The organism is Acinetobacter sp. NIPH 298, assembly GCF_000369505.1.
Taxonomy (GTDB): Bacteria; Pseudomonadota; Gammaproteobacteria; order Pseudomonadales; family Moraxellaceae; genus Acinetobacter.
On the sequence record NZ_KB850055.1, the window covers coordinates 1,411,210 to 1,435,195 of the forward strand.

At 40.8% G+C, this 23,986-nt stretch carries 18 protein-coding genes; 13 read left to right on the forward strand and 5 right to left on the reverse strand.

Features of this window, described 5'->3' with window-relative positions; translation table 11 throughout:
• The first annotated feature begins 58 nt into the window (after positions 1–58).
• Positions 59–763, forward strand: coding sequence for a Crp/Fnr family transcriptional regulator (locus tag F903_RS11645; RefSeq protein WP_005197259.1), 705 nt, complete (start codon positions 59–61; stop codon positions 761–763).
• Positions 764–860: 97 nt separating this feature from the next.
• Here the strand turns inward: F903_RS11645 and F903_RS11650 are convergent, their stop codons facing one another.
• Both F903_RS11650 and F903_RS11655 read right to left on the reverse strand, forming a co-directional pair.
• Positions 861–1,991, reverse strand: a complete 1,131-nt coding sequence (locus tag F903_RS11650) for a CNNM domain-containing protein (protein ID WP_005197260.1) — start codon at positions 1,989–1,991, stop codon at positions 861–863.
• A gap of 359 nt (positions 1,992–2,350) precedes the next feature.
• On the reverse strand, positions 2,351–2,815 hold the full coding sequence (locus F903_RS11655) for a hypothetical protein (RefSeq protein ID WP_005197261.1): 465 nt from the start codon (positions 2,813–2,815) through the stop codon (positions 2,351–2,353).
• A 296-nt stretch (positions 2,816–3,111) separates the two neighbouring features.
• On the opposite strand from F903_RS11655, the gene F903_RS11660 reads away from it, so the two are divergent.
• The 4 genes from F903_RS11660 (at position 3,112) to dapC (ending at position 8,811) form a co-directional block, all read left to right on the forward strand.
• The gene (locus F903_RS11660; protein WP_005197264.1) at positions 3,112–3,501 is read left to right on the forward strand and encodes a tautomerase family protein; all 390 of its coding nucleotides are present in this window, start codon (positions 3,112–3,114) and stop codon (positions 3,499–3,501) included.
• Positions 3,502–3,622: 121 nt separating this feature from the next.
• Complete coding sequence (gene purT, locus F903_RS11665) at positions 3,623–4,840, forward strand: formate-dependent phosphoribosylglycinamide formyltransferase (protein WP_171065285.1); 1,218 nt, start codon at positions 3,623–3,625, stop codon at positions 4,838–4,840.
• 72 nt (positions 4,841–4,912) lie between these two features.
• Positions 4,913–7,579: a [protein-PII] uridylyltransferase gene (glnD, locus tag F903_RS11670; RefSeq protein WP_005197268.1), complete on the forward strand. Its 2,667-nt coding sequence runs from the start codon at positions 4,913–4,915 to the stop codon at positions 7,577–7,579.
• Between the two features lie 62 nt (positions 7,580–7,641).
• A complete protein-coding gene (gene dapC / locus F903_RS11675) occupies positions 7,642–8,811 on the forward strand; it encodes a succinyldiaminopimelate transaminase (RefSeq protein WP_005197270.1) in 1,170 nt (389 codons plus the stop codon).
• A 53-nt stretch (positions 8,812–8,864) separates the two neighbouring features.
• Here the strand turns inward: dapC and F903_RS11680 are convergent, their stop codons facing one another.
• Positions 8,865–9,482, reverse strand: a complete 618-nt coding sequence (locus F903_RS11680; protein WP_005197273.1) for a LysE family translocator — start codon at positions 9,480–9,482, stop codon at positions 8,865–8,867.
• Between the two features lie 153 nt (positions 9,483–9,635).
• Here F903_RS11680 and F903_RS11685 point away from each other — a divergent pair, with 153 nt between their 5' ends.
• The 3 genes from F903_RS11685 to F903_RS11695 all read left to right on the forward strand — a co-directional run bounded on the left by F903_RS11685 (position 9,636) and on the right by F903_RS11695 (position 14,560).
• Entirely contained in the window at positions 9,636–10,088 is a 453-nt protein-coding gene (locus F903_RS11685) for an Lrp/AsnC family transcriptional regulator (protein ID WP_005197275.1), read from the forward strand.
• 139 nt (positions 10,089–10,227) lie between these two features.
• A complete protein-coding gene (locus F903_RS11690) occupies positions 10,228–11,415 on the forward strand; it encodes an efflux RND transporter periplasmic adaptor subunit (RefSeq protein ID WP_005197276.1) in 1,188 nt (395 codons plus the stop codon).
• Between the two features lies 1 nt (position 11,416).
• Positions 11,417–14,560 carry an efflux RND transporter permease subunit gene (locus F903_RS11695; RefSeq protein ID WP_005197277.1) on the forward strand — a complete coding sequence of 1,048 codons (3,144 nt, stop codon included), beginning with the start codon at positions 11,417–11,419 and terminating at the stop codon, positions 14,558–14,560.
• A 42-nt stretch (positions 14,561–14,602) separates the two neighbouring features.
• On the opposite strand, the gene F903_RS11700 is transcribed toward F903_RS11695, so the two are convergent.
• Together F903_RS11700 and msrB are read right to left on the reverse strand one after the other, a co-directional pair.
• Positions 14,603–15,091, reverse strand: a complete 489-nt coding sequence (locus F903_RS11700; protein WP_004671491.1) for a glutathione peroxidase — start codon at positions 15,089–15,091, stop codon at positions 14,603–14,605.
• Positions 15,088–15,507, reverse strand: coding sequence for a peptide-methionine (R)-S-oxide reductase MsrB (gene msrB, locus F903_RS11705; RefSeq protein ID WP_004671492.1), 420 nt, complete (start codon positions 15,505–15,507; stop codon positions 15,088–15,090). The genes F903_RS11700 and msrB overlap by 4 nt, the downstream gene beginning before the upstream one ends.
• A gap of 224 nt (positions 15,508–15,731) precedes the next feature.
• Between msrB and F903_RS11710 the strand changes: the two genes are divergently transcribed.
• From F903_RS11710 to cysE, 5 genes are all read left to right on the forward strand, one after another.
• A complete protein-coding gene (locus F903_RS11710) occupies positions 15,732–17,162 on the forward strand; it encodes a pyridoxal phosphate-dependent aminotransferase (protein ID WP_004671494.1) in 1,431 nt (476 codons plus the stop codon).
• Between the two features lie 336 nt (positions 17,163–17,498).
• Positions 17,499–18,566, forward strand: coding sequence for an asparaginase (locus F903_RS11715; protein ID WP_005197278.1), 1,068 nt, complete (start codon positions 17,499–17,501; stop codon positions 18,564–18,566).
• Positions 18,567–18,749: 183 nt separating this feature from the next.
• Positions 18,750–22,313 carry a DNA polymerase III subunit alpha gene (gene dnaE / locus F903_RS11720; RefSeq protein WP_005197279.1) on the forward strand — a complete coding sequence of 1,188 codons (3,564 nt, stop codon included), beginning with the start codon at positions 18,750–18,752 and terminating at the stop codon, positions 22,311–22,313.
• A gap of 13 nt (positions 22,314–22,326) precedes the next feature.
• Positions 22,327–23,166 carry an RNA methyltransferase gene (locus tag F903_RS11725; RefSeq protein WP_004671497.1) on the forward strand — a complete coding sequence of 280 codons (840 nt, stop codon included), beginning with the start codon at positions 22,327–22,329 and terminating at the stop codon, positions 23,164–23,166.
• On the forward strand, positions 23,159–23,980 hold the full coding sequence (cysE, locus tag F903_RS11730; protein WP_004671499.1) for a serine O-acetyltransferase: 822 nt from the start codon (positions 23,159–23,161) through the stop codon (positions 23,978–23,980). The genes F903_RS11725 and cysE overlap by 8 nt, the downstream gene beginning before the upstream one ends.
• The last annotated feature ends 6 nt before the right edge of the window (positions 23,981–23,986 follow it).

Consider the following 23,986-nt stretch of genomic DNA (forward strand, 5'->3'; position numbering starts at 1 on the left):
TCATCATGAAGTTGTCATGTAGCTGACAAATGGATTTATTTTTTGCAAAGGAAATTTTGTGTTAGAAGCAACTTATATCAAACATTTGCAGCAAAACTCGTGGTTTAACCAACTTTCAGAAGCTTTCCAGCAATTTATTATTCAACATAGCCGAAAATATACAGTAGAAAAAAACGCTGCTGTGTTTAACGCTCAAGATCCTTTTGATGGTGTATATGCTGTACTCGAAGGTTCAATCAGCTTGGGTTATATAGACGTAAACGGTAATGAGGCGATTGCTGCCATTGCTGAACCGATTATGTGGTTTGGTGAAATTTCATTAATCGATAAGCAAGTGCGTTCGCATGATGCGATAGCTCTCAGAAAAAGTGTGATTCTACAAATACCTGCTCAGCCATTGAATGATATCTTGGCTCAATATCCTTATTATTGGTATTACTTTGCCTTACTCACCAGCCAAAAATTACGCTACGTCTTTTTAGAGCAAATCGCTATTCAAACACAAAGTCTCACGCAACGCTTAGCACAACGTTTACTGTTTATTTTGGAAGGTTATGGCAATCGTGCGTCTATTAACGATCTGAATATTCAAATATCTCAGGATCAACTTGCCAATATGCTGACAGTATCAAGACAAACCATAAATCAAGCACTCAACCTATTTGAAAAGCAAGGCGTCATTCAACTTGGCTTTAAAAAGATTGAAGTGATTGATCTTGAAAAATTGATCACCTTATCAAAAGTAGGGGATCTAAAAGACTAGAATTACCCGAGCAAATAAAGTCTAAAAATAAAAAGTTTAAGCGACTCCGCTCCAAATATGCCACTGTCGACATCGTTCACCGACAATGGCATCGTTATTATTGTGAAGGCGGGTCTAAATGAATACCCATTTTCCCAACACGTTTCTCCCAAAGTTGTCTTGCTAGTTTTTGCATATCCTCGACCTTGTCACCCTCATCAAGAATCTCAATGCCAAGCAATGTTTCAACCACATCTTCCAATGTGACGACCCCTTTGGTATCCCCATACTCACCAACCACAAGTGCAATATGTTGACGTTGTTCCAGTAAGATTTCCATTAATCGAGATAAAGGTGTTTTTGCCATGACCGTTATGATATCCCTGCGGAACTCATTAATCGAATGCCCACCTTGCCCGTGGTTTTTAGCAACCAACAAATCTTCACGTAGTACAAATCCAACCACACTATCCAAATCATTATCATAAATTGGTATACGTGAAAAATTAGAACTTGTCGGCATAGATAACACCTCATCGACCGTCAAATCTTTCTGTAACGCAGAGACAACGATTCGTGGTGTCATCACCGTACTGGCATCAAAAGACTTAAAAAGAAAGAGGTTACGGATAATTTTAGATTCTCGATCATTCAGCATCCCCTCTTCTTTACCAATACCTGCCATCGCAACAAATTCATCACGGCTAAATTGCTGAACTTTTTTGCCACCTGAAATTAACTTGGTCAGTTTTTCTGAAATGAGAATTAATGGATACATGATTTTGATTAGGAAATTGACATAAATCACTGTCAAACCAGCAAGTTGACGCCAATACACGGCACCTAATGTTTTTGGAATGATCTCTGAAGCAAATAAAATCAATAAGGTCATAACCGCGGAAAAAACGCCAAACCAGACTTGACCAAATACGGTGACTGCTTTTGCACCAGCACCAATTGCCCCTACTGTATGCGCTATTGTATTTACTGTCAGAATCGCAGCGAGCGACTGATCGATATTATCTTCTTTTAATCGTCTTAATTGTTCGGCTTTTTTAGGATCGGTTTCGTTTAGACCTGCGACATAACTGGGTGTAATACTGAGTAAAGTTGCTTCTGCAATCGAACATAGAAAGGAAAAGAATAATGCTAAAAAAACATATAGTAAAAGAAGCAATGCATCCCCACTAAGGGCGGAAGCGAAAGAGAATTGACCAATATTTTCAGAAATTAAACTGGGAGTATCCATATGAGAACTTGGCTTTTAGCCACAGGTTCCTTACGTAATTGAGGAAATTCATCCTACTTATTCGCCACAAATGAGTCAATCGTTTCAGCGTTTTTTAAAAATTATTCTTTTACAATTTATGATTTTATTCAACCTCTCAGCATCTATAGCTCAATTGACCTTTCTATCATTCGTTGCGTAATTGTCTAAAATAACGCAAATAAGGTATAAGACGTAGGCTATGGTTATTCGCTATTTTATTTCAGCTTTATCCATCTAACGGCAGAACAAGATTTTTGTTCTGCCGATGAATCAATCGACGATATATACAAGCTATCAATCTGAAAATTGAGCAATGTAAGGGATTGCTAATTGAATGCTTATTTAGGAGATGTGTTCCCCAAAGCAGGATTATCAATCGCATCTTTACATTGAGCTTTATCACGCTCAAAGCTTACTTGCTTTTGCGTAGCTCCATTCGCATTGTCTCTCACATCTCTTGCCCAGCTATCTAAACTGGTTAGGGCTTTACGACAAAGCGCATACTTCCCCTCAGTAACGGAGTCCGTCATTTTGACATTAATCCGCCAATCTGTACTCAGTTGACGTATCGGCTTTCTCACTTTTTCTTCAATATCATGCACTTGTTTATTGTAAACAATTGGATCAATTTGATTGATCAGTTGCCATGCAGCATTTGCATAACTGGTTGCATCATTTGTTAGTTTCGGCGCAGGTTTAATCTCAACTCGTTTTTCGGTTTCGTTGTTTGAATTACCGCATGCAGCCAATAAAAAAGTGCTGCACAACATTATTGTCGCCACACGAGTTTTGCTATTAGACATATCAGATCGCCGATGAAACATTTGGGCTTTATGCTAGTCAATTTAAACAGATTTCTCAATCATTGTTACTTATTTACCAAGCGAATGAATCCCAGACTCAACTCACTGGTTTTATGCTACTGTTTTTAATTCTTTTCGGCTTTATTCATTTTTATAGACTTCTTTGATAAATCCCCTTGCGGAACTTCAATCGTTCCTCACTCTCTCAATGGGAAAAGTCTAAAGAGGCTAAATAATGATGAAAAAAGTCTAATCATCAACAATACGTATGAACACAATCACGGAGCAAATGATAAATGTCCCAAATAAAAATTTATGCGCTGAATAAAACGATCACTCAATTTAGAGATCAACTTTCAGATGCCATCCATCTAGCTTTGTTGACAAGTTTGAGCTATCCAATAGAAAAGAAATTTCAACGCTTTATTGCTTTAGAGCAAGCCAATTTCATCTACCCTAATGATCGTAGTGACAACTATACGATTATTGAAATTTCAATGTTTGAAGGCCGTACAACTGAGGCGAAAAAGCGCTTGATCCAAACAATATTTGATAATATTCAACAACAATGCGGTATTTCACCCCAAAATATCGAAATCACAATTTTTGAGACACCAAAAGCCAATTGGGGCATCCGTGGACAAAATGCGGATGAATTACAGCTAAATTATCAAGTGAATGTCTAAACAGATCACTATCATTTTAAGCACTATATTTTGTCTAACAAAAACCATGTTTTTTGTATCAATTAGAGCTTAATTTAACCGTAAGTTCTGCTATGCTTAAACACAAATTACTCAGGATAGGATTATTCGCATGAGCGTCACGCTAGGAACTCCACTTCAATCTTCGGCATTTAAAGTTTTAATGTTAGGTTCTGGAGAACTAGGTAAAGAAGTCGTCATTTCTTTACAACGCTTAGGGGTCGAAGTACACGCCGCAGATCGTTATGATCATGCACCTGCCATGCAAGTTGCACATTTCGCTTATACCTTGAATATGGCTGATCCATCTGCATTAAAAAAATTAATTACCAAAGTTAGGCCAAATCTCATTATTCCTGAAATTGAAGCCATTGCGACTGAAGTTTTAATTGAAATTGAACAAAACCAAACCGCAACAGTGATTCCTTCTGCCAAAGCAGTCAACTTGACCATGAATCGTGAAGGTATTCGTCGCTTGGCTGCCGAAGAACTCGGTTTACCAACCTCTGCTTACCGCTTTGCAAATACACTAGAAAGCTTCCGTGCTGCTTGTGACGATATTGGTTATCCAAATTTTGTAAAACCAGTGATGTCTTCATCTGGTAAAGGCCAGTCTCGCGTAAAAAGCTTTGATGAAGTCGATGCCGCTTGGGAATATGCCATGCAAGGTGGACGTGTCAATCAAGGCACGGTCATCGTTGAATCACAAATTGATTTTGATTTTGAAATCACCTTGTTGACAGTTCGTGCCAAAAATCCAGAAACAGGTGAAATTGAAACTCACTTCTGCGATCCAATTGGGCATCGCCAAGATGCGGGTGATTATGTGGAAAGCTGGCAGCCTCAAGCGATGACTGCTGCGGCATTGCAAGAGTCAAAACGAATAGCCAATAAAGTAACAACCGCTTTAGGTGGCTGTGGTATTTTTGGGGTAGAGTTATTTATTAAAGGCGATAACGTGTGGTTCAGTGAAGTCTCACCTCGCCCACATGACACTGGACTCGTCACTTTAGCATCACAATTTCAAAATGAATTTGAGCTGCATGCACGTGCAATTTTAGGCTTACCTGTCAACACGGCTCGTCATAGCATTGCTGCAAGTGCAGTGATTTATGCAGGTGTAGATTCAAACAATCTAAGTTTTACTGGCTTAAATCTTGCTTTAGCTAATCCAGATACTGACTTACGCTTATTTGCTAAACCAGAGGGTTTTAAACGCCGCCGTATGGGTGTTGTCACCGCTCGTGCAGAAAGTACAGATTTGGCGCGTGAGCTCGCACAACAATCAGCTGACCAAGTGAGCGTAAAAACAAACGTTTAAACTTCCCTTGCATTGCAACAATCACAACTCGCCCTCTTGTATAAAGAGGGACTTTGATAGAAGACCATTTTCATGATCAATACTTCTCCATTGTTGAACTACGTCACCAGTCATCATGATATTCAAGCCATTAATCAATGGCGAAAAGATGTAGAAAAACAATTACAAGAGAGTTATGAAAATGGTCAATCTATTCGTGACGTTATTAAAGCCCGTTCTAACTCGATTGATGAAGCACTGATATTTCTATGGAATCATGCCGGTCTTGATCAAACTGAATTAGGTTTATTTGCTGTCGGTGGTTATGGCCGTCGTGAAATGCTGCCTTATTCAGACACTGACATTATGATCTTGTCAGACGATGAATTCAGTGAAGAACAAGAAAAGCTAATTTCTACTTTTATTTCATCGCTTTGGGATGTCGGTAATTTCAAACCGGGCATCAGCGTTCGTACGATTCAAAACTGTGTAGAACAAGCAACCAATGATTTAACCGTAGCAACTACGCTGATCGAAGCCCGTTTGATTACTGGAAATGAACAACTGGCAAAATGGCCACGTCGTATTGTTGCGCAAACATGGACAGATCAAACCTTCTATGATGCCAAAATGGCAGAGCAAGCCAAACGCTATGCTCAACATAACAATACTGAGAGTAATTTAGAGCCAGATATCAAAAATGCACCGGGTGGTATCCGTGATATCAATCAAATTGGTTGGATTGCAAAACGCCACTTTCGTGTCAACCGTATCTACGACCTCGTTCATTTAGGTTTTATTACTGAATTTGAATTGGGTGTATTAGAAGAAGCTGAAAGCTTCTTATGGGAAATTCGCAACCATCTACACCGTTTAGCAAAGCGTGATGAAAACCGCTTGTTGTTTGATCACCAGCGTGAAATAGCTGCAAAATTTGGCTACGTTCGTAAAGAAGGTCAGTCGGTAAATTTTGGCGTTGAACAGTTTATGAAGCGTTATTATCGTACTGCGCAACAGGTTTCCACGCTAAGTGAAATGCTACTGGCTTATTTCAACGAGTCCGTCATTACCCCTCGCCTGACTGAATATGACCGTCAAATTATAGAAATCAATGAACGTTTTAAAATCGTAGATGGCAAACTTGCAGTTCAACATCATAAAGTTTTTTCCGAAACACCAAGCGCGATTTTAGAACTATTCTATTTACTGGCAAATCGCCCAGAAATCACAGGCATACGTGCTCGTACGTTAAGACTACTGGTGCTTGCAGCGAAACGAATTGATCAGCGTTTTAGAGATGATCCTGAACACCAAGCGCTCTTTATGTCGATTATTCGTTCACCCAATCGACTGTACGAAACAATGGTGTCAATGAAACGTTACGGCGTTTTAGGCAATTACATCCCCGCTTTTGGGCAGATTACGGGATTGATGCAATACGACCTGTTCCACATCTATACAGTAGATGCACATACGTTATTATTGCTTCGCAATTTAAGCCGTTTTAAAGAGCCAGAATTCGCCAAAGATTTCCCTGTTGTCAGTTCAGTTTTCCAACGAATTTCTAGGCATGATATTGTCTACTTAGCGGCAATTTTTCATGATATTGCCAAAGGTCGTGGTGGTGACCACAGTGAGTTGGGTGCAATTGATGCAATTAAGTTCTGCCGAACACATGGCTTTACTGAGCGTGAATGCAAACTGGTTGCATGGTTGATCAACAACCACCTACTCATGTCTCTCACCGCACAGAAAAAAGATATTTCCGATCCTGACGAAGTAAAGGAATTTGCTGAAAAAGTCGGTGATATGGAGCATTTAGATTATCTCTATACACTGACTGTTGCTGATATTAATGCGACCAATCCAAACTTATGGAACACTTGGCGCGCCTCTCTGATGCGTCAACTTTATACCTATTCGCGTGATGTGGTACGTTCTGGTTTAGGACGCCCAGTTGATTATCAAATGCTGATTGAAGACACCAAATTTGCTGCCAGCGAATTGCTCGTCAATGATTTTTCATTGGCTGAAGTTGAGAAAGTCTGGCAAGAACTTGGCGATGACTATTTTGTCAAAGAGTCAGCAAACGAAATTGCATGGCATACACAGGCGATTTTACAGCACGGTGACAATCCTGAACCTTTGGTGCTTTTACGCGCGCATCGTAATGCGGCTGAAGATGCAGTTCAACTCTTTATTTATACACGAGATAGACCTAATCTATTTGCGACAACTGTTGCAGTATTGGACCGTATGAATCTTGATGTTCAAGATGCAAAAATTATCACAGCAAGTACAGCCTTTAGTTTAGATACTTATTTGGTTTTGGATCGTTTTGGTACTTTACTCACCGATCCTGAGCGTGAACACAAAGTAAAAACGGCATTGGTTGAAGCGCTTAATCATTCAGACCAATACCCGGGCATTATGCAACGCCGTATACCACGTCATTTACGCCATTTTGATATACAAAATACGGTTGATATTGTACTTAACCCAACCTTACAACAACACATGGTCGAGATATCAACACTTGACCAACCGGGTTTACTTGCACGTATCGGCGGGCTATTTATGCTGCAAGGTTTAGACATTCATTCTGCTAAAATTGCGACACTGGGCGAACGTGCCGAAGATATTTTCTTTGTCACCAAGAAAAATGGTGTGTTGCTAACAGATGAAGAAGTGAAAGCGTTTGCGGAAATGCTCAAAGCAGCTTTGGACGAAGCATCAAATCAGATCTGCAACCCAACTTAATTTTTAATTTCCATCAATAATTGGGCGTATTCGATACGCCCCTACATGTGGTAACTGTTTAAATGAACTCAAGCTTGTCATTATTGCATCCCTATCCTTTTGAGAAGTTAACGCAACTTTTTAAAGATGTGCAACCTGCCAATTTACCGTTGATTCCACTCTCAATCGGTGAGCCTAAACACCCTGCTCCTGAGTTTGTTAAACAAGCGATTATTGATAATTTTTCACATTTATCGACTTACCCAAATAGTAAGGGCTTACCTGAACTGCGCCAAAGTATCGCGCAGTGGCTGACTCGACGTTTTAAATTGAATCAAATCAGTGCGGAAGATCATATCCTGCCAGTTTCAGGCACACGTGAAGGCATCTTCTCTTTTGTTCAAGCATTGATTAAACGTGAAGATGCTCCCTATATCGTGATGCCAAATCCTTTTTATCAAATTTATGAAGGCGCAGCGTTACTATCTGGTGCAAAGCCTTATTTTATCAATTGCACTGAAGAAAATGGATATTTGGGTGATTTTGATGCTGTACCTGCCGAAGTGTGGCAAAAAACAGCATTATTATTTGTCTGCACACCGGGCAACCCGACAGGTGCTGTACTGTCTAAACAACAATTTAAAAAGTTGATTGCACTTTCAGATCAATACGATTTTGTGATTGCATCTGATGAATGTTATTCAGAACTTTGGTTTGATCAAGCACCGATTGGTTTGCTAGAAGTTTGTGCGGAAATGGGACGGGATGATTATAAAAACTGTATCGTGTTTCATTCACTCTCGAAACGCTCAAACTTACCGGGCATGCGCTCAGGCTTTGTTGCAGGTGATGCCGCATTACTCAAACCTTATTTGCAATACCGTACTTATCACGGTGCCGCGATGCCAGTACAGAATCAATTGGCTTCAATTGCGGCATGGAATGATGAAGCACATGTTGAAGAAAATCGTCAACAATACCGTGCCAAATTTGATTTATTCCAATCTGAATTGGGTCATTTATTGCCATTAAAAAAACCTGATGCAGGTTTCTACTATTGGCTAAAAGTTGATAATGATGAAACTTTTGCCAAATTGCTGATGGAAAAAGCGCACATCAAAGTTCTACCGGGTCGTTACTTATCTCGTGATACCGAACAAGGCAATCCGGGCGAAGGTCATGTTCGAATGGCGTTGGTTGCCGATTTAGCACAATGTGAAGAAGTGGTTAAACGTTTGAAAGCGATACTTTAATTCACACCACGAGGGGAATCCATAAACCAATTATGGATTCCAATTCTCGATATTTAAAGCTGCCCGACCACCAAAATTAAAGCAATCATCACCATTAGCCCACCTGAAATACGACTAACAATTTTTACAGCGGTAGGACGAGTTCTCAACAATCTTTTAGCTGTCACACCAACCAACATATACACCACCGTACAACTCAATAAATGAATCATACCCAATAACACAATTTGCACAGTTGGAGAAAATGCCATTTTTGGATGAATAAAGGGTGGCAATAATGCAAAAAATAGAAGTAACACTTTTGGATTTAAACCACTAATACCGATGCCTTTAATCAACCATGCTTTTGCACTTAGTAATGATCGACTTTGCCCATCAGCATGCGAGATAGCTGCAGGCTTTATTAACAAATTAATTCCCATCCATAGTAAATAACAAGCGCCTATTATCGTCATCGAAGTCAATAAAATCGGAAAATGGTTTAAAAGTGAACCCACTCCTGCAGCAACACATAAAATTGCAATCAAATGTCCCAAGATTAAACCAGTGATCGCAGTACTTATAAACTTTCCCTCGATACCTGCTAAAATAGCATAAGCCCAATCTGCACCTGGTGTGAGTACAAATAAGATTGAAACGCTCCAGAAAGCTAAAATTACATTAAATTCCATTGCTCTGCCCTACACACTCAATAACGTGTCTATTTTGAGTGCTTTATCTTTAAACCAAATGGTAAATATCACTTAGAGATAATAGGCTTTTGCAATTAAAATGTTATTCTAAATACTTCTATATATCTAAAATTAAGAGGTAGTTTCTTCCAAATGGATCACATTGATAAGAAAATTATTGCTGAACTACAAACAAATGGACGACTATCTATCACTGAATTAGCAGAAAGAGTAGGTTTAAGTCTGTCTCCATGCCACCGTCGTGTCAAAGCTTTAGAAGAGTCAGGAATTATCAAAGGCTATCATGCAGATCTAGAAGCATCAAAAATTGGTCTCAACTTTTCAGCTATTATTTTTGTGACCTTAAAAGATGGAGACAAAAAGGCATTATCTAGTTTCGAAGAAAAAGTGAGTGAAATTGCAAATGTGACACAAGCACAACGCCTATTTGGAAATCCAGACTATCTGCTACATGTCGTCACTAAGGATCTAACAAGTTTTCAAAAGTTGTATGACGATAGCTTATCCGCCCTACCAAATGTACAGCGCCTTACCTCCACTATTGTCATGAAGAACGTTGTCTTTAATCGATTATTGCCTCTTTAAGTAAAAATCAGATAAATCTCACCTAAATATAGTAAAGATACGGTTTATTTTTCATGTTCAAGTCTCTAATCGAACTCTTGACCATCTGTTGAAATCTTCGTCTATACTTAGCCATCGATATTTGGTGAACGATGGAAAAATGGTTTCTCAAACTCCTCAGAAAATAAATAAAAAAATTTGGTTTATTTTAGCAATCGTGATCGTACTGGTGATTATTCTAATCATCGTTCGGCAAATAGGAATTGCTAAAAAGCCAACGGACACAGACAAGAAAAAAGCAGAATCAACTGAACAAAAAGCTGCCCTTACGGTTACAGTCGTTCAACCCGAACAGCAAAATTGGAAACAAATCTTTACTGCCAACGGAAACGTTGCCGCATGGCAAGAAGTCGTGATTGGTAGCGAACTATCAGGTCAACGTCTCACTAAAGTAAACGCCAATGTAGGTGATGAAGTTAAGCGCGGACAAGTTCTCGCAGAAATAAATAGCGACACCATTCGCGCTGACTTAGCCGCCGCAAAAGCCAATTATGCAGAAGCTCAAGCAGTACTTAATGATGCCATCACCAATCACAAACGTATCCAACAACTCAAAAATACTGGGGCAATTTCCGCTCAAGAATCCACGCAATATCAAACCTCTCAAGCAACTGCGCAGGCTCGTTTAGATGCTGCAAAAGCACAAATTGAAAGCCATCAATTACGTTTAGCACAAACCAAAGTGATTGCACCTGACAGTGGGGTTATCTCTGCACGAAGTGCCACAGTGGGTTCATTAGCACAAACAGGCCAAGAGTTATTTCGTTTGATTCGAGATCACCGCTTAGAATGGCGTGCAGAAGTCACCACAACTGACCTATATAAATTAAAACAAGGCATGACTGCTCGCATCTTTTCACCTGACCCAACTCAACCTGCAATCACAGGAAAAGTTCGAATGATTGCACCTGTGATTGACCCGCAAACACGTTATGGTCTGGTCTATGTTGATTTACCAACAACCCAAGCCGTTCGCATGGGAATGTTTGTCAAAGGTGAATTTGATCTAGGCGAAAAATCAGCCATAACCATTCCGCAAACCGCATTGTTATTACGTGATGGTTTTGCGTATGTATTTATCCTTGACAATGACAATCGTGTAACCCAACAAAAAGTCACTGTGGGACGACGTTTAGGCAATCGTGTGGAAATTATAGGCTTAGCAGCGAATGTAAAAGTGGTTTCTTCTGGGACTGGGTTTTTAACGGATGGAGATCTCGTACATGTCGCCAAAGCTATCCCCGACACGCCGCTTAGCAAACAGCTTGTGACCACACAGGAGCATTAAAATGAATGTTTCCGCTTGGTCCATCCGCAACCCAATTCCAAGTATTCTATTATTCATTATGCTTGGCTTGGCAGGTCTGTTATGTTTTCATTGGATGAAAATCCAGCAATTCCCAGATATCGAATTGCCAATGGTGACGGTGACAGCCGCCTTGCCGGGGGCAGCACCACCTCAACTTGAAACTGAAGTCGCCCGTAAAATAGAAAACTCGATTGCAACTTTACAAGGTTTAAGAAATCAATATACCAATATTCAAGATGGTGTAGTGAGCGTTACCGCAGAGTTCGAATTGGAGAAACCGCTTCAAGAAGCTGTGGATGATGTTCGCAATGCAGTGTCACAGGTTCGCTCAGACTTACCAGCTGATTTAAGAGATCCAATTGTCAGCAAAATCAATCTGTCTGGTTCTCCGATCTTAACTTATGCGATTCAATCACCCAAAATGGATGAAGAAGCACTGTCATGGTTTGTTGACTATGATATTGCTCGCGCTATGCTTCAAGTCAAAGGTGTCGGTGCAGTATCTCGTGTCGGTGGCGTCACACGTCAAGTTGATGTCGAACTCGACCCTGAAAAACTATTGGCACTCAATGCAACGGCGACAGACATTACCCGACAGCTTCGCTTGATCCAACAAGATGCTTCAGGTGGCGAAACCAAAATTGGCGGTAGTGAACAATCTATTCGTACCATTGCCACCGTAAAAACAGCGGCTGAAATTGGTGCAATGAATATCGCATTGAGTGATGGTCGGCATATCCGCCTAGATCAAGTCGCAACAATCAGTGATGGAATAGCCGAGCGACGTTCTGCTGCTCTTTTAAATGGACAACCTGTTATTGGATTTGAAATCACCCGTAGTAAAGGCGCGAGTGAAGTTGATGTTGAAAAAGGCGTCATCATTGCTTTGGATAAACTCAAAGCTGCTCATCCTGACATTGAAATTACTGAAGCATTTAACTTTGTTAAACCCGTTGAAGATAATTATAAAGGTTCAATGTCTCTGCTATATGAAGGTGCAATTTTAGCGGTACTTGTGGTCTGGTTATTTCTACGGGATTGGCGTGCAACCATCATTGCTGCAACAGCTCTACCCCTCTCTATTTTACCCGCCATCATTGGCATGTATTACCTTGGTTTCACTCTCAATATCGTGACGCTACTCGCTATGTCTTTGGTGGTAGGGATATTGGTGGATGATGCGATTGTCGAAATTGAGAATATTATTCGGCATTTGAGGATGGGGAAAACCCCTTATGAAGCAGCCATGGAGGCTGCGGATGAAATTGGGCTTGCAGTTATCGCGACAACTTTTACCTTAATCGCCGTGTTTTTACCGACCGCATTTATGAGTGGCATCGCAGGTAAGTTCTTCGTTCAGTTTGGATGGACGGCATCCCTCGCAATTTTTGCCTCACTTTTGGTTGCGCGTTTACTTACCCCGATGATGGCAGCTTATATTCTTAAACCATGGATTGGAAAAATAGACCATCCATTGCCGACCTCATCGATAGAAGATCAAGGTCAAAGAGGTTTGGCCAAAGATCGTGAAAATGATGGTCGCGTCATGCGTGTGTATATGCGTTTAGTGACTTGGTGTTTAAACCATCGTTGGGTCACGCTATTTGGTGCGATTGCTTTTTTTATTGGCTCGCTCATGCTCATTCCATTACTGCCAACAGGTTTCGTACCTCCGCCCGATACAGGACAAACCCAAGTTCGCGTGGAATTAACACCGGGTTCACAATTTTCGGAAACTTTAAAAACAGCAGAATACGCTCGCAACCTGATTAAAGACCATCCAGAAGTCAAAAGTGTCTATACCACTATTGGCGGTGGTGCAGCAGGTACAGATCCATTTGCTGGCGGCGCTTCCAGCGAACCTCGCAAAGCAACACTGACCATTCAAACCACCGAACGCTCTGATCGATCTGCGAGTTTGCAACAAATTGAAGATGAGATCAGACAACGTTTAGCCCCACTCCCAGGCGCAAGGATACAAGTGGGTATCGCTGGAAACAACAGTCAATATCAACTGGCACTTTCTGGTGATGATCCAGAAGCATTGATGGCGACTGCTCGTAAACTAGAGCGTGAATTACGAACCATTCCCAACATAGGTAGTGTGAGTTCAAGCGCCGCGCTGATTCGTCCTGAACTGGTTGTTCGCCCTGACTTTGCTAAAGCAGCAGATCTTGGTATCACCAGTTATGATATTGCTGAAACACTAAGAATCGCGACCGCTGGCGACTTTGACCAGAACTTGGCAAAGTTGAATCTATCACAACGCCAAATACCGATTGTGATTAAACTTCCGTTGTCGGCACGTCAAGATGAAGCGCTCATTAAACGCCTTATCATCAAAGGAAACAAAGGCCCAGTCATGTTAGGTAGCATCGCTGATGTCAATATTGAAAGTGGGCCTTCACAGATCGACCGATTCAATCGTATGCGTAATATCAACCTGAATATTGAGCTCAACAATCAACCTTTAGGTGACGTGACCGCACAAGTTGATCAATTGCCGACCATGAAAAACTTACCGCCAAGCGTAACACGTACCAATATCGGCGATGCTGAGGTGATGCAAGAACTATTTTCAAGTTTCGGTTTAGCGATGCTCACAGGTGTACTGTGTATTTATGTGGTGCTGGTGCTTTTATTCAAAGATTTCTTACAACCAATTACCATCTTAGTGGCATTACCTTTATCACTGGGTGGTGCATTTGTGTTGTTACTCTTGGCTAAAAGCAGTTTCTCTATGCCAAGTTTAATTGGCTTGATTATGCTGATGGGGATTGCGAGTAAGAACTCAATTCTCTTAGTCGATTACGCGATTATTGCGCGCAATGAAAAAGGCTACTCTCGTTTTAATGCCTTGTTGGATGCATGTCATAAACGTGCGCGTCCGATTATCATGACAACATTGGCAATGGGCGCAGGTATGTTACCGATTGCATTGGGGATTGGCACAGACCCGAGTTTCCGCTCGCCAATGGCGATTTCAGTGATTGGAGGTCTGATTACCAGTACCTTCTTGTCACTACTGGTCATTCCTGTGGTGTATACCTTTATTGATGATATTAACCGCAAGCTACATAGCTTTAGGAAAGAAAAACCAACAATAGTCGAATCAACACACTAATGCAAAAAGACGGTCAAATGACCGTCTTTTTTATCTCTATTTTTACTTCTTAGCTAAAGCTTTCTCAATATCGGCTTCCAAAGCTTCTGGTTTTGTCGTTGGTGCATAACGCCCTAAGACCTCACCATTACGCCCAACCAAAAATTTGGTGAAATTCCACTTAATATTACGACTCCCCAAAATACCTTTGGCTTCTCGTGTTAAAAAACGAAAAATCACATGTGCTTCAGGTCCTTTTACATCAACCTTTGCGAACATCGGAAAATCTACACCATAGTTGCGTTGGCAAAATGTCCCAATCTCCTTATTGGTACCTGGATCTTGTCCGCCAAACTGATTGCATGGAAAACCTAAAACTTCTAAGCCTTGAGATTTATATTTTTCATAAAGTTTCTCAAGCCCCGCAAATTGTGGGGTAAAGCCACACTTACTTGCTGTATTTACAATCAGCATGACCTTGCCTTTATAATCAGCGAGCGCTTTTATATCTCCCTCTAACAACTCAGCTTCAAACTGATAAATATTACTCATGGATAAGTTTCCTCGTCATTCTTTTCTTGTGTTTTAAGTTGTAATGATGCCGAATTTACGCAATAACGTAGACCAGTCGGTTGTGGGCCATCCTCAAAAACATGCCCTAAATGTGCGTCGCAATCATGGCAGACTATTTCTGTTCTGACCATACCATGAGACAAATCTTCGTGTTCTTCTACTGCAACGCTATCAATTGGTCGATAGAAACTAGGCCAACCACATCCACTGTCAAATTTTGTTTCAGAAGAAAATAATTCAGCGCCACAACAACGACATACATACACCCCATGTTGCTTATTATTCCAATATTGACCTGTAAAAGCAGGCTCTGTACCTTTCTTACGGGTAATACGGTATTCTTCTGGCGATAGCTCTCTTTGCCATTCACGGTCAGTTTTATTGACTTTTCCCATGACATATTCCTTCTTATTTCACTATTTAAAATAGAATAATCCTATATTTACGTCATTCATTATAAAATTTCTAGTCTTAACGAAATAAGTTACAAAACACCCATAATTAGAAAGCAAAAAGAGAGCAAATTAACAAAATTAAGTGAGCATTTTTATTTCACATGTGCTTTCAAGCAAGCAAAAACAATGTTAATCTTAGTTCTATTCTTGCTTGAGATTAAAAAATGTCGCAAAAAAAAAGCGTTATTTTTAAAAGTCTACTGCCTGTGATTAAACAATATCAACAGGACGGATTTACGCATGAAAAAATTGTCACATTGCTTAGAGATCAACATGATCTTGATTTAGTCACAACTGAAACATTTAAAAGTTATTTATATCGCTATGCCAAAGTGAACCCCACTCTTTCCGAGAACACCAAGATGAATAACACGATTCAAACCCCACGAGAAATCAAAAAATCTTCTAAGCTCGAGCATGTTTGCTACGACATTCGTGGTCCTGTGTTACGAGCCGCCAATGAAATGGAAGAACAGGGTCATAAAATCATAAAATTAAATATTGGTAACCCTGCGCCTTTTGGTTTTGAAGCGCCGCAAGAGATCATCAATGATGTCGCTTTAAACTTGCCAAATGCAATTGGTTATACGGATTCAAAAGGGATTTTCCCTGCGCGTAAAGCTATTTGTCAGTATTACCAACAAAAGGGCATTTTTGATATGCACGTCAATGATGTGTATGTCGGCAACGGTGTCTCTGAACTGATCGTGATGGCCATGCAAGGCTTACTGAACGATGGCGATGAAATGCTGGTACCCATGCCCGATTATCCATTATGGACCGCCGCAGTAAACCTATCTGGTGGTACCGCCATTCACTATAAATGTGATGAAGAAAATTATTGGTATCCTGACATTGCGGATATGGAGAGTAAAATCACGCCGAACACGCGTGGGATTGTGGTGATTAACCCAAACAACCCAACAGGTTCAGTCTATCCACGCCATGTTCTTGCACAAATTGTTGCGTTGGCAAAGAAATACGATTTGATTTTATTTGCGGACGAGATTTACGACAAGATTATTTATGACGGCATTGAGCATGTAGCCGTAGCCGCTTTGGCCGGTGATCAACTATGTGTTTCGTTCAATGGTTTATCAAAAGCTTATCGTATCGCAGGTTATCGTGCAGGTTGGATGGCGATTACAGGCAATAAAGCACGCGCAGCAGATTATATTGAAGGCTTAGACATGTTGGCATCTATGCGTTTATGTGCCAACCATCAAGCGCAATATGCTATTCAAACGGCTTTGGGCGGTTATCAATCGATTAACGACTTAATCCGTCCGGGTGGTCGTCTGTATGAACAGCGAAATATTGCTTGGGAAATGCTCAATGAAATTCCGGGCGTGAGTTGTGTCAAACCTGAAGGTGCGATGTATTGTTTCCCTCGACTTGATCCGGATGTTTATCCAGTTGAAGATGATGAGGCATTAATGTTGGATTTATTGAAAGCTGAAAAAGTATTACTGGTACAAGGAACAGGATTTAATTGGCCGACACCAGACCATTTCCGTGTGGTATTTTTACCCGCAGAAAATGAACTACGAGAAGCAATTAACCGCTTAGGCCGCTTCTTAGCCACGCGTCGTTAATCAATAAAATTAAGAGCAATGTCTAAGCTAGACATTGCTTTTTTTATTTTAGACTACTCCGTCCACAACTTGTAAAAATCGCACCAAGATGATGCAAAACCATGGGTTGCATTACGATTACATTCCAAATAATTGATATTGTTAGTTTTAACCTATTATTCAAACCCTATTGATAAAATTATCCATTCAACCATTCAAGCAACTATTCGCCCTCGCAGCGCATCCCAATAAAAAATAAAATGCCAATGATTTAGCGACTAAAAATTCAAATAATAGTCGCAATGTCTGGTATAGGCATTGTGTTTCAATGGAAGATAAAATACAGGATTGTCATTAATGATTAATAAAACGGTTAAATCATTAGGGTTAGGATTAACTCTACTTGCTGCATCAGTTTCATTGTATGCAAAAAATAATGTAGTCGTTATCGCAACAGGCGGTACGATTGCAGGTGCAGGTGCAAGTTCGACCAACAGTGCAACCTATACAGCAGCAAAAGTACCTGTCGATGCATTAATCAATGCTGTACCTCAAATCAAAGATTTAGCCAATGTAAGTGGTGTACAAGCGTTACAGATCGCCTCTGAAAATATTACCGATAAAGAACTTTTATCTTTGGCACGACAAGTCAACGATTTAGTCAAAAAACCGTCAGTGAATGGTATTGTCATTACGCATGGTTCTGATACGCTCGAAGAAACAGCGTTCTTCCTAAACCTTGTTATCCATACCAACAAACCAATAGTTCTAGTCGGTTCAATGCGTCCATCAACGGCTCTTTCTGCCGATGGTCCTCTCAACCTTTATAGTGCGGTTGCCCTTGCTTCATCTGATGAAGCTAAAAACAAAGGGGTATTGGTTCTGATGAATGATTCTATTTTTGCTGCGCGTGATGTCACCAAAGGAATTAATATTCATACCAATGCCTTTGTTAGCCAATGGGGTGCATTAGGTACTGTGGTTGAAAAGAAACCTTATTGGTTCAGAAATTCGTTAAAGCGTCATACCACGACATCTGAATTTAATATTGAAAATATTAAAGGCGATCAACTCCCTGTCGTTCAGATCGCTTATGGTTCTGACTCTATGATTACAGATGCTTATGTTGCTTATGCAAAAGCGGGCACCAAAGCAATTGTAAATGCGGGTACAGGTAATGGTTCAATCGCAAATTACATCGTACCAACATTAAAACAGTTACATGATGAACAAGGCATTCAAATTATTCGTTCGTCTCGCGTCGCTCAAGGATTTGTTTTACGTAATGCTGAACAACCAGATGATAAATATGGTTGGGTCGCTGCACATGACTTAAATCCACAAAAAGCACGTATTTTGGCGGCTCTTGCACTTACGAAAACCAATGATGCAAATGAGATTCAACGGATGTTCTGGGAATATTAATTTAAGCCTGTAATATTGAAGTTGATGGAATTAAACCGATGTATATGTCTAGATCACATATACATCGGTTTTTTCTTTGCTGTTTAAAATAAAAAGTAGATATGATCTTATTGCAAAAATATTAGACAACAGCCATACACAGAGCATGTTAGAATAATCGACGGTCGTGTTAAGGATAGATTTATGCAGTTTGTTCATCTTGGTATTCATACAGAATTTTCGATTACAGAATCGATTGTTCGCATACCTGATTTGGTCAAAGTTGCAGTAAAAGATGAAATGCCTGCACTGGCACTTACAGATTTATCTAACTTACATGCTGCTGTGAAATTTTATGAGGCTTGCCTAAAGAAAGGTATTAAACCAATTCTTGGTAGTGTGATCCGCCTCAATGATGCTGAACATAGAGCCACACTATTAGCTATGAGTAATACAGGCTGGAGAAGTCTAACCGAAATCGTTTCGCGTGGCTTTATCGAAGGTCAACAGCTCAGCATTCCCTGTGTGCAAAAAGATTGGATACTCGAACAATCTGAAGATTTAATCGTATTACTTGGGCAACGTAGTGATGTCGGGCAAATGCTCTGCTCATCCAACCCGCAAAAAGCTGAGCCATTATTAGAAGCTTGGATCGAAAAGTTTGGTAATCGCGTTTATTTGGCACTCACGCGTACTGAACGTGCTGGCGAAGAGGATTTTATTCAGCAAGCCCTTAAACTTGCAGAAAAATATCAAATTGGTGTGGTTGCACACAATGATGTGCACTTTATCGAACAACATGATTACGATGCTCACGAAGCGCGTGTTTGTATCGCCGATGGTTATGTATTGGGTGATAATAAGCGCCCTAAAAACTTTAGTTCAGAACAATACTTTAAAACTGGCGAACAAATGTCTGAACTATTTTCAGACATTCCCAGTGCGATCGCTAACAGTTACTACATCGCGCAACGTTGCAATGTCGCGTTGCAATTAGGTACTTATTTCTTACCTGACTTCCCGATTCCAGATGGTTATACCATTGATAGTTACTTCGAACACTTATCTCGTGAAGGCTTAGAAGAACGCCTTAATCATCTTTATCCAATTGCTGAGCGCGATGAAGATTGGGCGGAAATTCGCAAGCCCTATGACGAGCGAATTAAGTATGAAGTCGACATTATCCTGAAAATGGGTTTCCCCGGATATTTCCTGATCGTCATGGACTTTATTCAATGGGCCAAAAATAATGGTGTGCCTGTTGGTCCCGGACGTGGTTCGGGCGCTGGGTCTTTGGTCGCATATAGTTTAAAAATCACCGATCTTGATCCCCTGCGTTATGACCTTCTCTTTGAACGTTTCTTAAATCCTGAACGTGTCTCAATGCCCGATTTCGATGTCGATTTCTGTATTGCAGGTCGTGACCGTGTCATTGAATACGTTGCTCAAAACTATGGTCGTGAAGCGGTTTCACAGATCGCCACGTTCGGTACAATGGCTGCAAAAGGTGCGATTCGAGATGTCGCACGTGTATTGAGTAAATCGTATGGTCTAGCCGATCGTATTTCAAAAATGGTACCGACCAAACCGCTTGGTGTTGATTTGGCAACAGCCATCGACATGGAACCGCAACTTAAAGATATTGTCACCAATCCTTCAAATCCAGATCATGACGATGCCGCTGAGATTTGGGAAATGGCGCTCAAACTCGAAGGGATCACGCGTAACACTGGTAAACATGCTGGTGGTGTGGTGATTGCACCGGGCAAAATTACCGACTATTCAGCCGTCTTGTGTGAAGCTGATGGTACTGGTCGTGTTGCGCAATATGACAAAGATGATGTTGAAGCCGCAGGTCTGGTCAAGTTTGACTTCTTGGGTTTACGTAACCTGACCGTAATCGAAGATGCTGTTCAAAATATAAACAAACGCATTAAATCAGCAGTTCCCTTAAATATTGTTGATGTGCCATTGGATGATAAAGATGCCTATCTTGTGTTTGCCAATGCAAATACAACTGCGGTGTTCCAGTTTGAATCCGTCGGCATGAAAAAAATGCTGAAGGAAGCGAGACCAAGCAAATTTGAAGAAATTATTGCCTTCGTTTCCCTATATCGTCCAGGTCCAATGGATCTTATTCCAGACTTTATCCATCGTATGCATGGTGGTGAGTTTGAATACCTGCATCCTTTACTTGAAGGCGTATTAGAACCAACCTACGGTATTATGGTTTATCAAGAACAGGTGATGCAGGCTGCGCAGATATGTGCGGGCTATACGCTTGGGGGTGCAGATTTACTCCGTCGTGCGATGGGTAAAAAGAAACCCGAAGAAATGGTAAAACAACGCCAAATCTTTACTGAAGGTGCAGGACAAAAAGGCATTGATGTCTCAACTGCCAACCATATCTTCGACTATATGGAAAAGTTCGCAGGTTATGGTTTTAACAAATCCCACGCCGCAGCGTATGCCTTAGTTGCCTATCATACAGCTTGGTTAAAAGCGCATTACCCTGCTGAGTTTATGGCAGCGGTACTGTCATCGGAAATGCAAAATACCGACAGTATTGTATTTTTAATTGATGACTGTCGTAATAACAAATTAGACGTGCTTCCACCTTCGGTAAATATGTCGTTGTATCACTTCCATGCCAGTGATGAACAAACGATTGTGTACGGACTCGGTGCGATTAAAGGTGTCGGCGAACAAGCGATGCAGTCTGTGATCGACTCACGCACCAAAGAAGGTCCTTATAAAGATTTATTTGATTTCTGCCATCGAATTGATCTGAAAAAAATCAACAAACGAACCTTAGAAGCTTTAATTCGTGCAGGTGCATTGGATTGTTTGGGTATTGAACGTTCAAGCCTCATGGCACAACTCCCTGAAGCGGTACAAGCTGCTGAACAAGCGCGAAGCAACCGAGAAACTGGGATCATGGATTTGTTTGGTGAAGTTGAAGAAGTTCAACGCAAACCCGCCAAACCCGTTAAACCGTGGGCGGATGAAGTTCGCCTAAAAGGTGAAAAAGATACGCTTGGTTTATACTTAACAGGTCATCCAATTGATGTCTACCGCCCTGAATTAAAATCATTTGTACCCGCAAAACTCAATGAACTCACGCCGACACGTCGCGGTGTTACCACTGTTTTTGCTGGATTGGTGGTCGACATTGCAAACTTTCCAAACCGTATTATGATCACCTTAGATGACGGTACAGCACGTGTTGAAATCAGTTGTAATCACGAACGTTTCCAACGCTATAAAGAGATCGTTCGACCAGATCAGGTCGTGGTTATTGAGGGTGAAATTTACGAACGTGAAGGCTTCGACCGCCCAATGGCAAGGTTAAGCAAGGCATTTAGTTTAAATGAGATTCGTCAGAAACGCGCCCAAAGTATCCAAGTTCGCTTAAGCCACGATTTAATGACAAAATCATTGGCTAAAGATCTGCAAACTCTGCTTTTACCCTATTGTAATATTGATCTGTGCCAACATATTGGCCTACACATGCAAATTGAACAAAGCTTTGCAACAGCAGAATTACACTTAGGTGCGCAGTGGAAAGTTGCACCTCTAGATGAATTGCTGGCAAAGTTGCGTGATTATTTTGGTAAAGATGCAATTTTTATTGAATATCAAGTGAAATCAAAAGCAGCAAAAGTGGCTGAAGCACCTAAAGTCAGTGTTGTTGCCCCACCACCTGAAAATATGTCAATGGATGAAGCTTTAGATCTTTATCAAACTGAAATCTCTCAATATTCTTAAATTTGGATGATATATGAACCTGTTTGACTCAAACAACGTGTCCAAACATTTGGATCATGTGCGTATTGTCATGGTCAATACGACACTACCTGCAAATATTGGTAGTGCGTTACGTGCAATGAAAACGATGGGACTATCTAAACTTGTCTTAGTTGCACCCAAAACTTATCCACATCCAGATATTGATGCCTTGGCAGCAGGCGCTCAAGACCTCATTGAACAGATCGAAATTGTGGACACTTTAGAAGACGCGATTCAAGACTGCCATTTGGTTTTTGGTACCAGTGCACGTAGTCGCACGATTCCGTGGCCTTTACTCGATGTTCGACCTGCTGCAAAAGAAGCATTGCAAGCAGCAAAGCAACAACAAAATATTGCGATTGTCTTTGGTCGTGAAGATCGTGGCTTGACCAACGAAGAATTGGCTTTGGCAAATTATCATTTAACCATTCCTGTTGATCCTGAATATGGCGTGCTCAATGTGGCTCAAGCCATTCAGGTGGTTTGTTATGAGTTACGTATGGCTGCACTTGAACAAAATACTCAAGCGCTCAGCATGCCAGATGACCACATGCAACTCAAACAACAACAAAGTATGCAGTGGGATGAGCCTCTCGTAAATCAACAGCAAATGGAAGAGTTTTACCCCCATTTAGAAAAAATGCTCACAGAAATTGAGTTTTTAGACCCAAATAATCCCCGTTTACTTCCATTACGCTTGCGTCGTTTATTTGGAAGGATACAATTAGATCGTATGGAATATCATTTATTACGCGGAATATTTAGTCGAGTGCAAGCACTTGCGAATGGTTCGTGGAAAAAAAACACGAAGGAGGATCAGTCCAATGATTAAACAGCTCAAAGAAGATATCGAAGCTGTATTTGCACGTGATCCTGCTGCACGCAATACACTCGAAGTTCTGACCACTTATCCGGGTATTCATGCATTGATTATGCATCGCATGGCACATGAGTTATGGAAAAAAGAATATAAAGGCACTGCCCGCCTGCTGTCGTCTTTTAGTCGATTTGCAACAGGTATCGAAATCCATCCGGGTGCGAAAATTGGCAAACGTTTCTTCATAGATCATGGCATGGGTGTTGTGATTGGTGAGACTGCTGAGATTGGCAATGATGTAACCCTATACCACGGTGTTACTTTAGGCGGTACGACATGGAATAAAGGCAAACGTCACCCTACTTTGGAAGATGGTGTTGTGGTTGGTGCGGGAGCAAAAATTTTAGGGCCTTTTACTGTACATAAAGGCGCAAAAGTTGGTTCTAATGCGGTCGTGACAAAAGAAGTCCCTGCTGGTGTAACCGCTGTAGGTAGTCCTGCTCGTTATATTTTCAAACAACCAGCAACAGTAGAGCAAACTGAACAAGAAGCACTGCGTCGAGATTATGCAGAGAGTATTGGGTTTGAACCCTATGCAACAACTGAAGAGCAAGCTGATCCAATTCTAGAAGGTATTCGTGTTCTACTTGATCGTATGCAGAACAATGAAAAACGTATGAATACGCTTTGTCAAAGACTCTCGCTACTTGACCCAACATTTAAAGGTCAGAACTCTAAAACTCAACCGTTTAGTAAAGAAGAGTTAAAAATCATTGAAGAAGTTCGACGAGAATGTGAAGCGCAAAGTATTCCATCAAAAACGGAATAAATTATA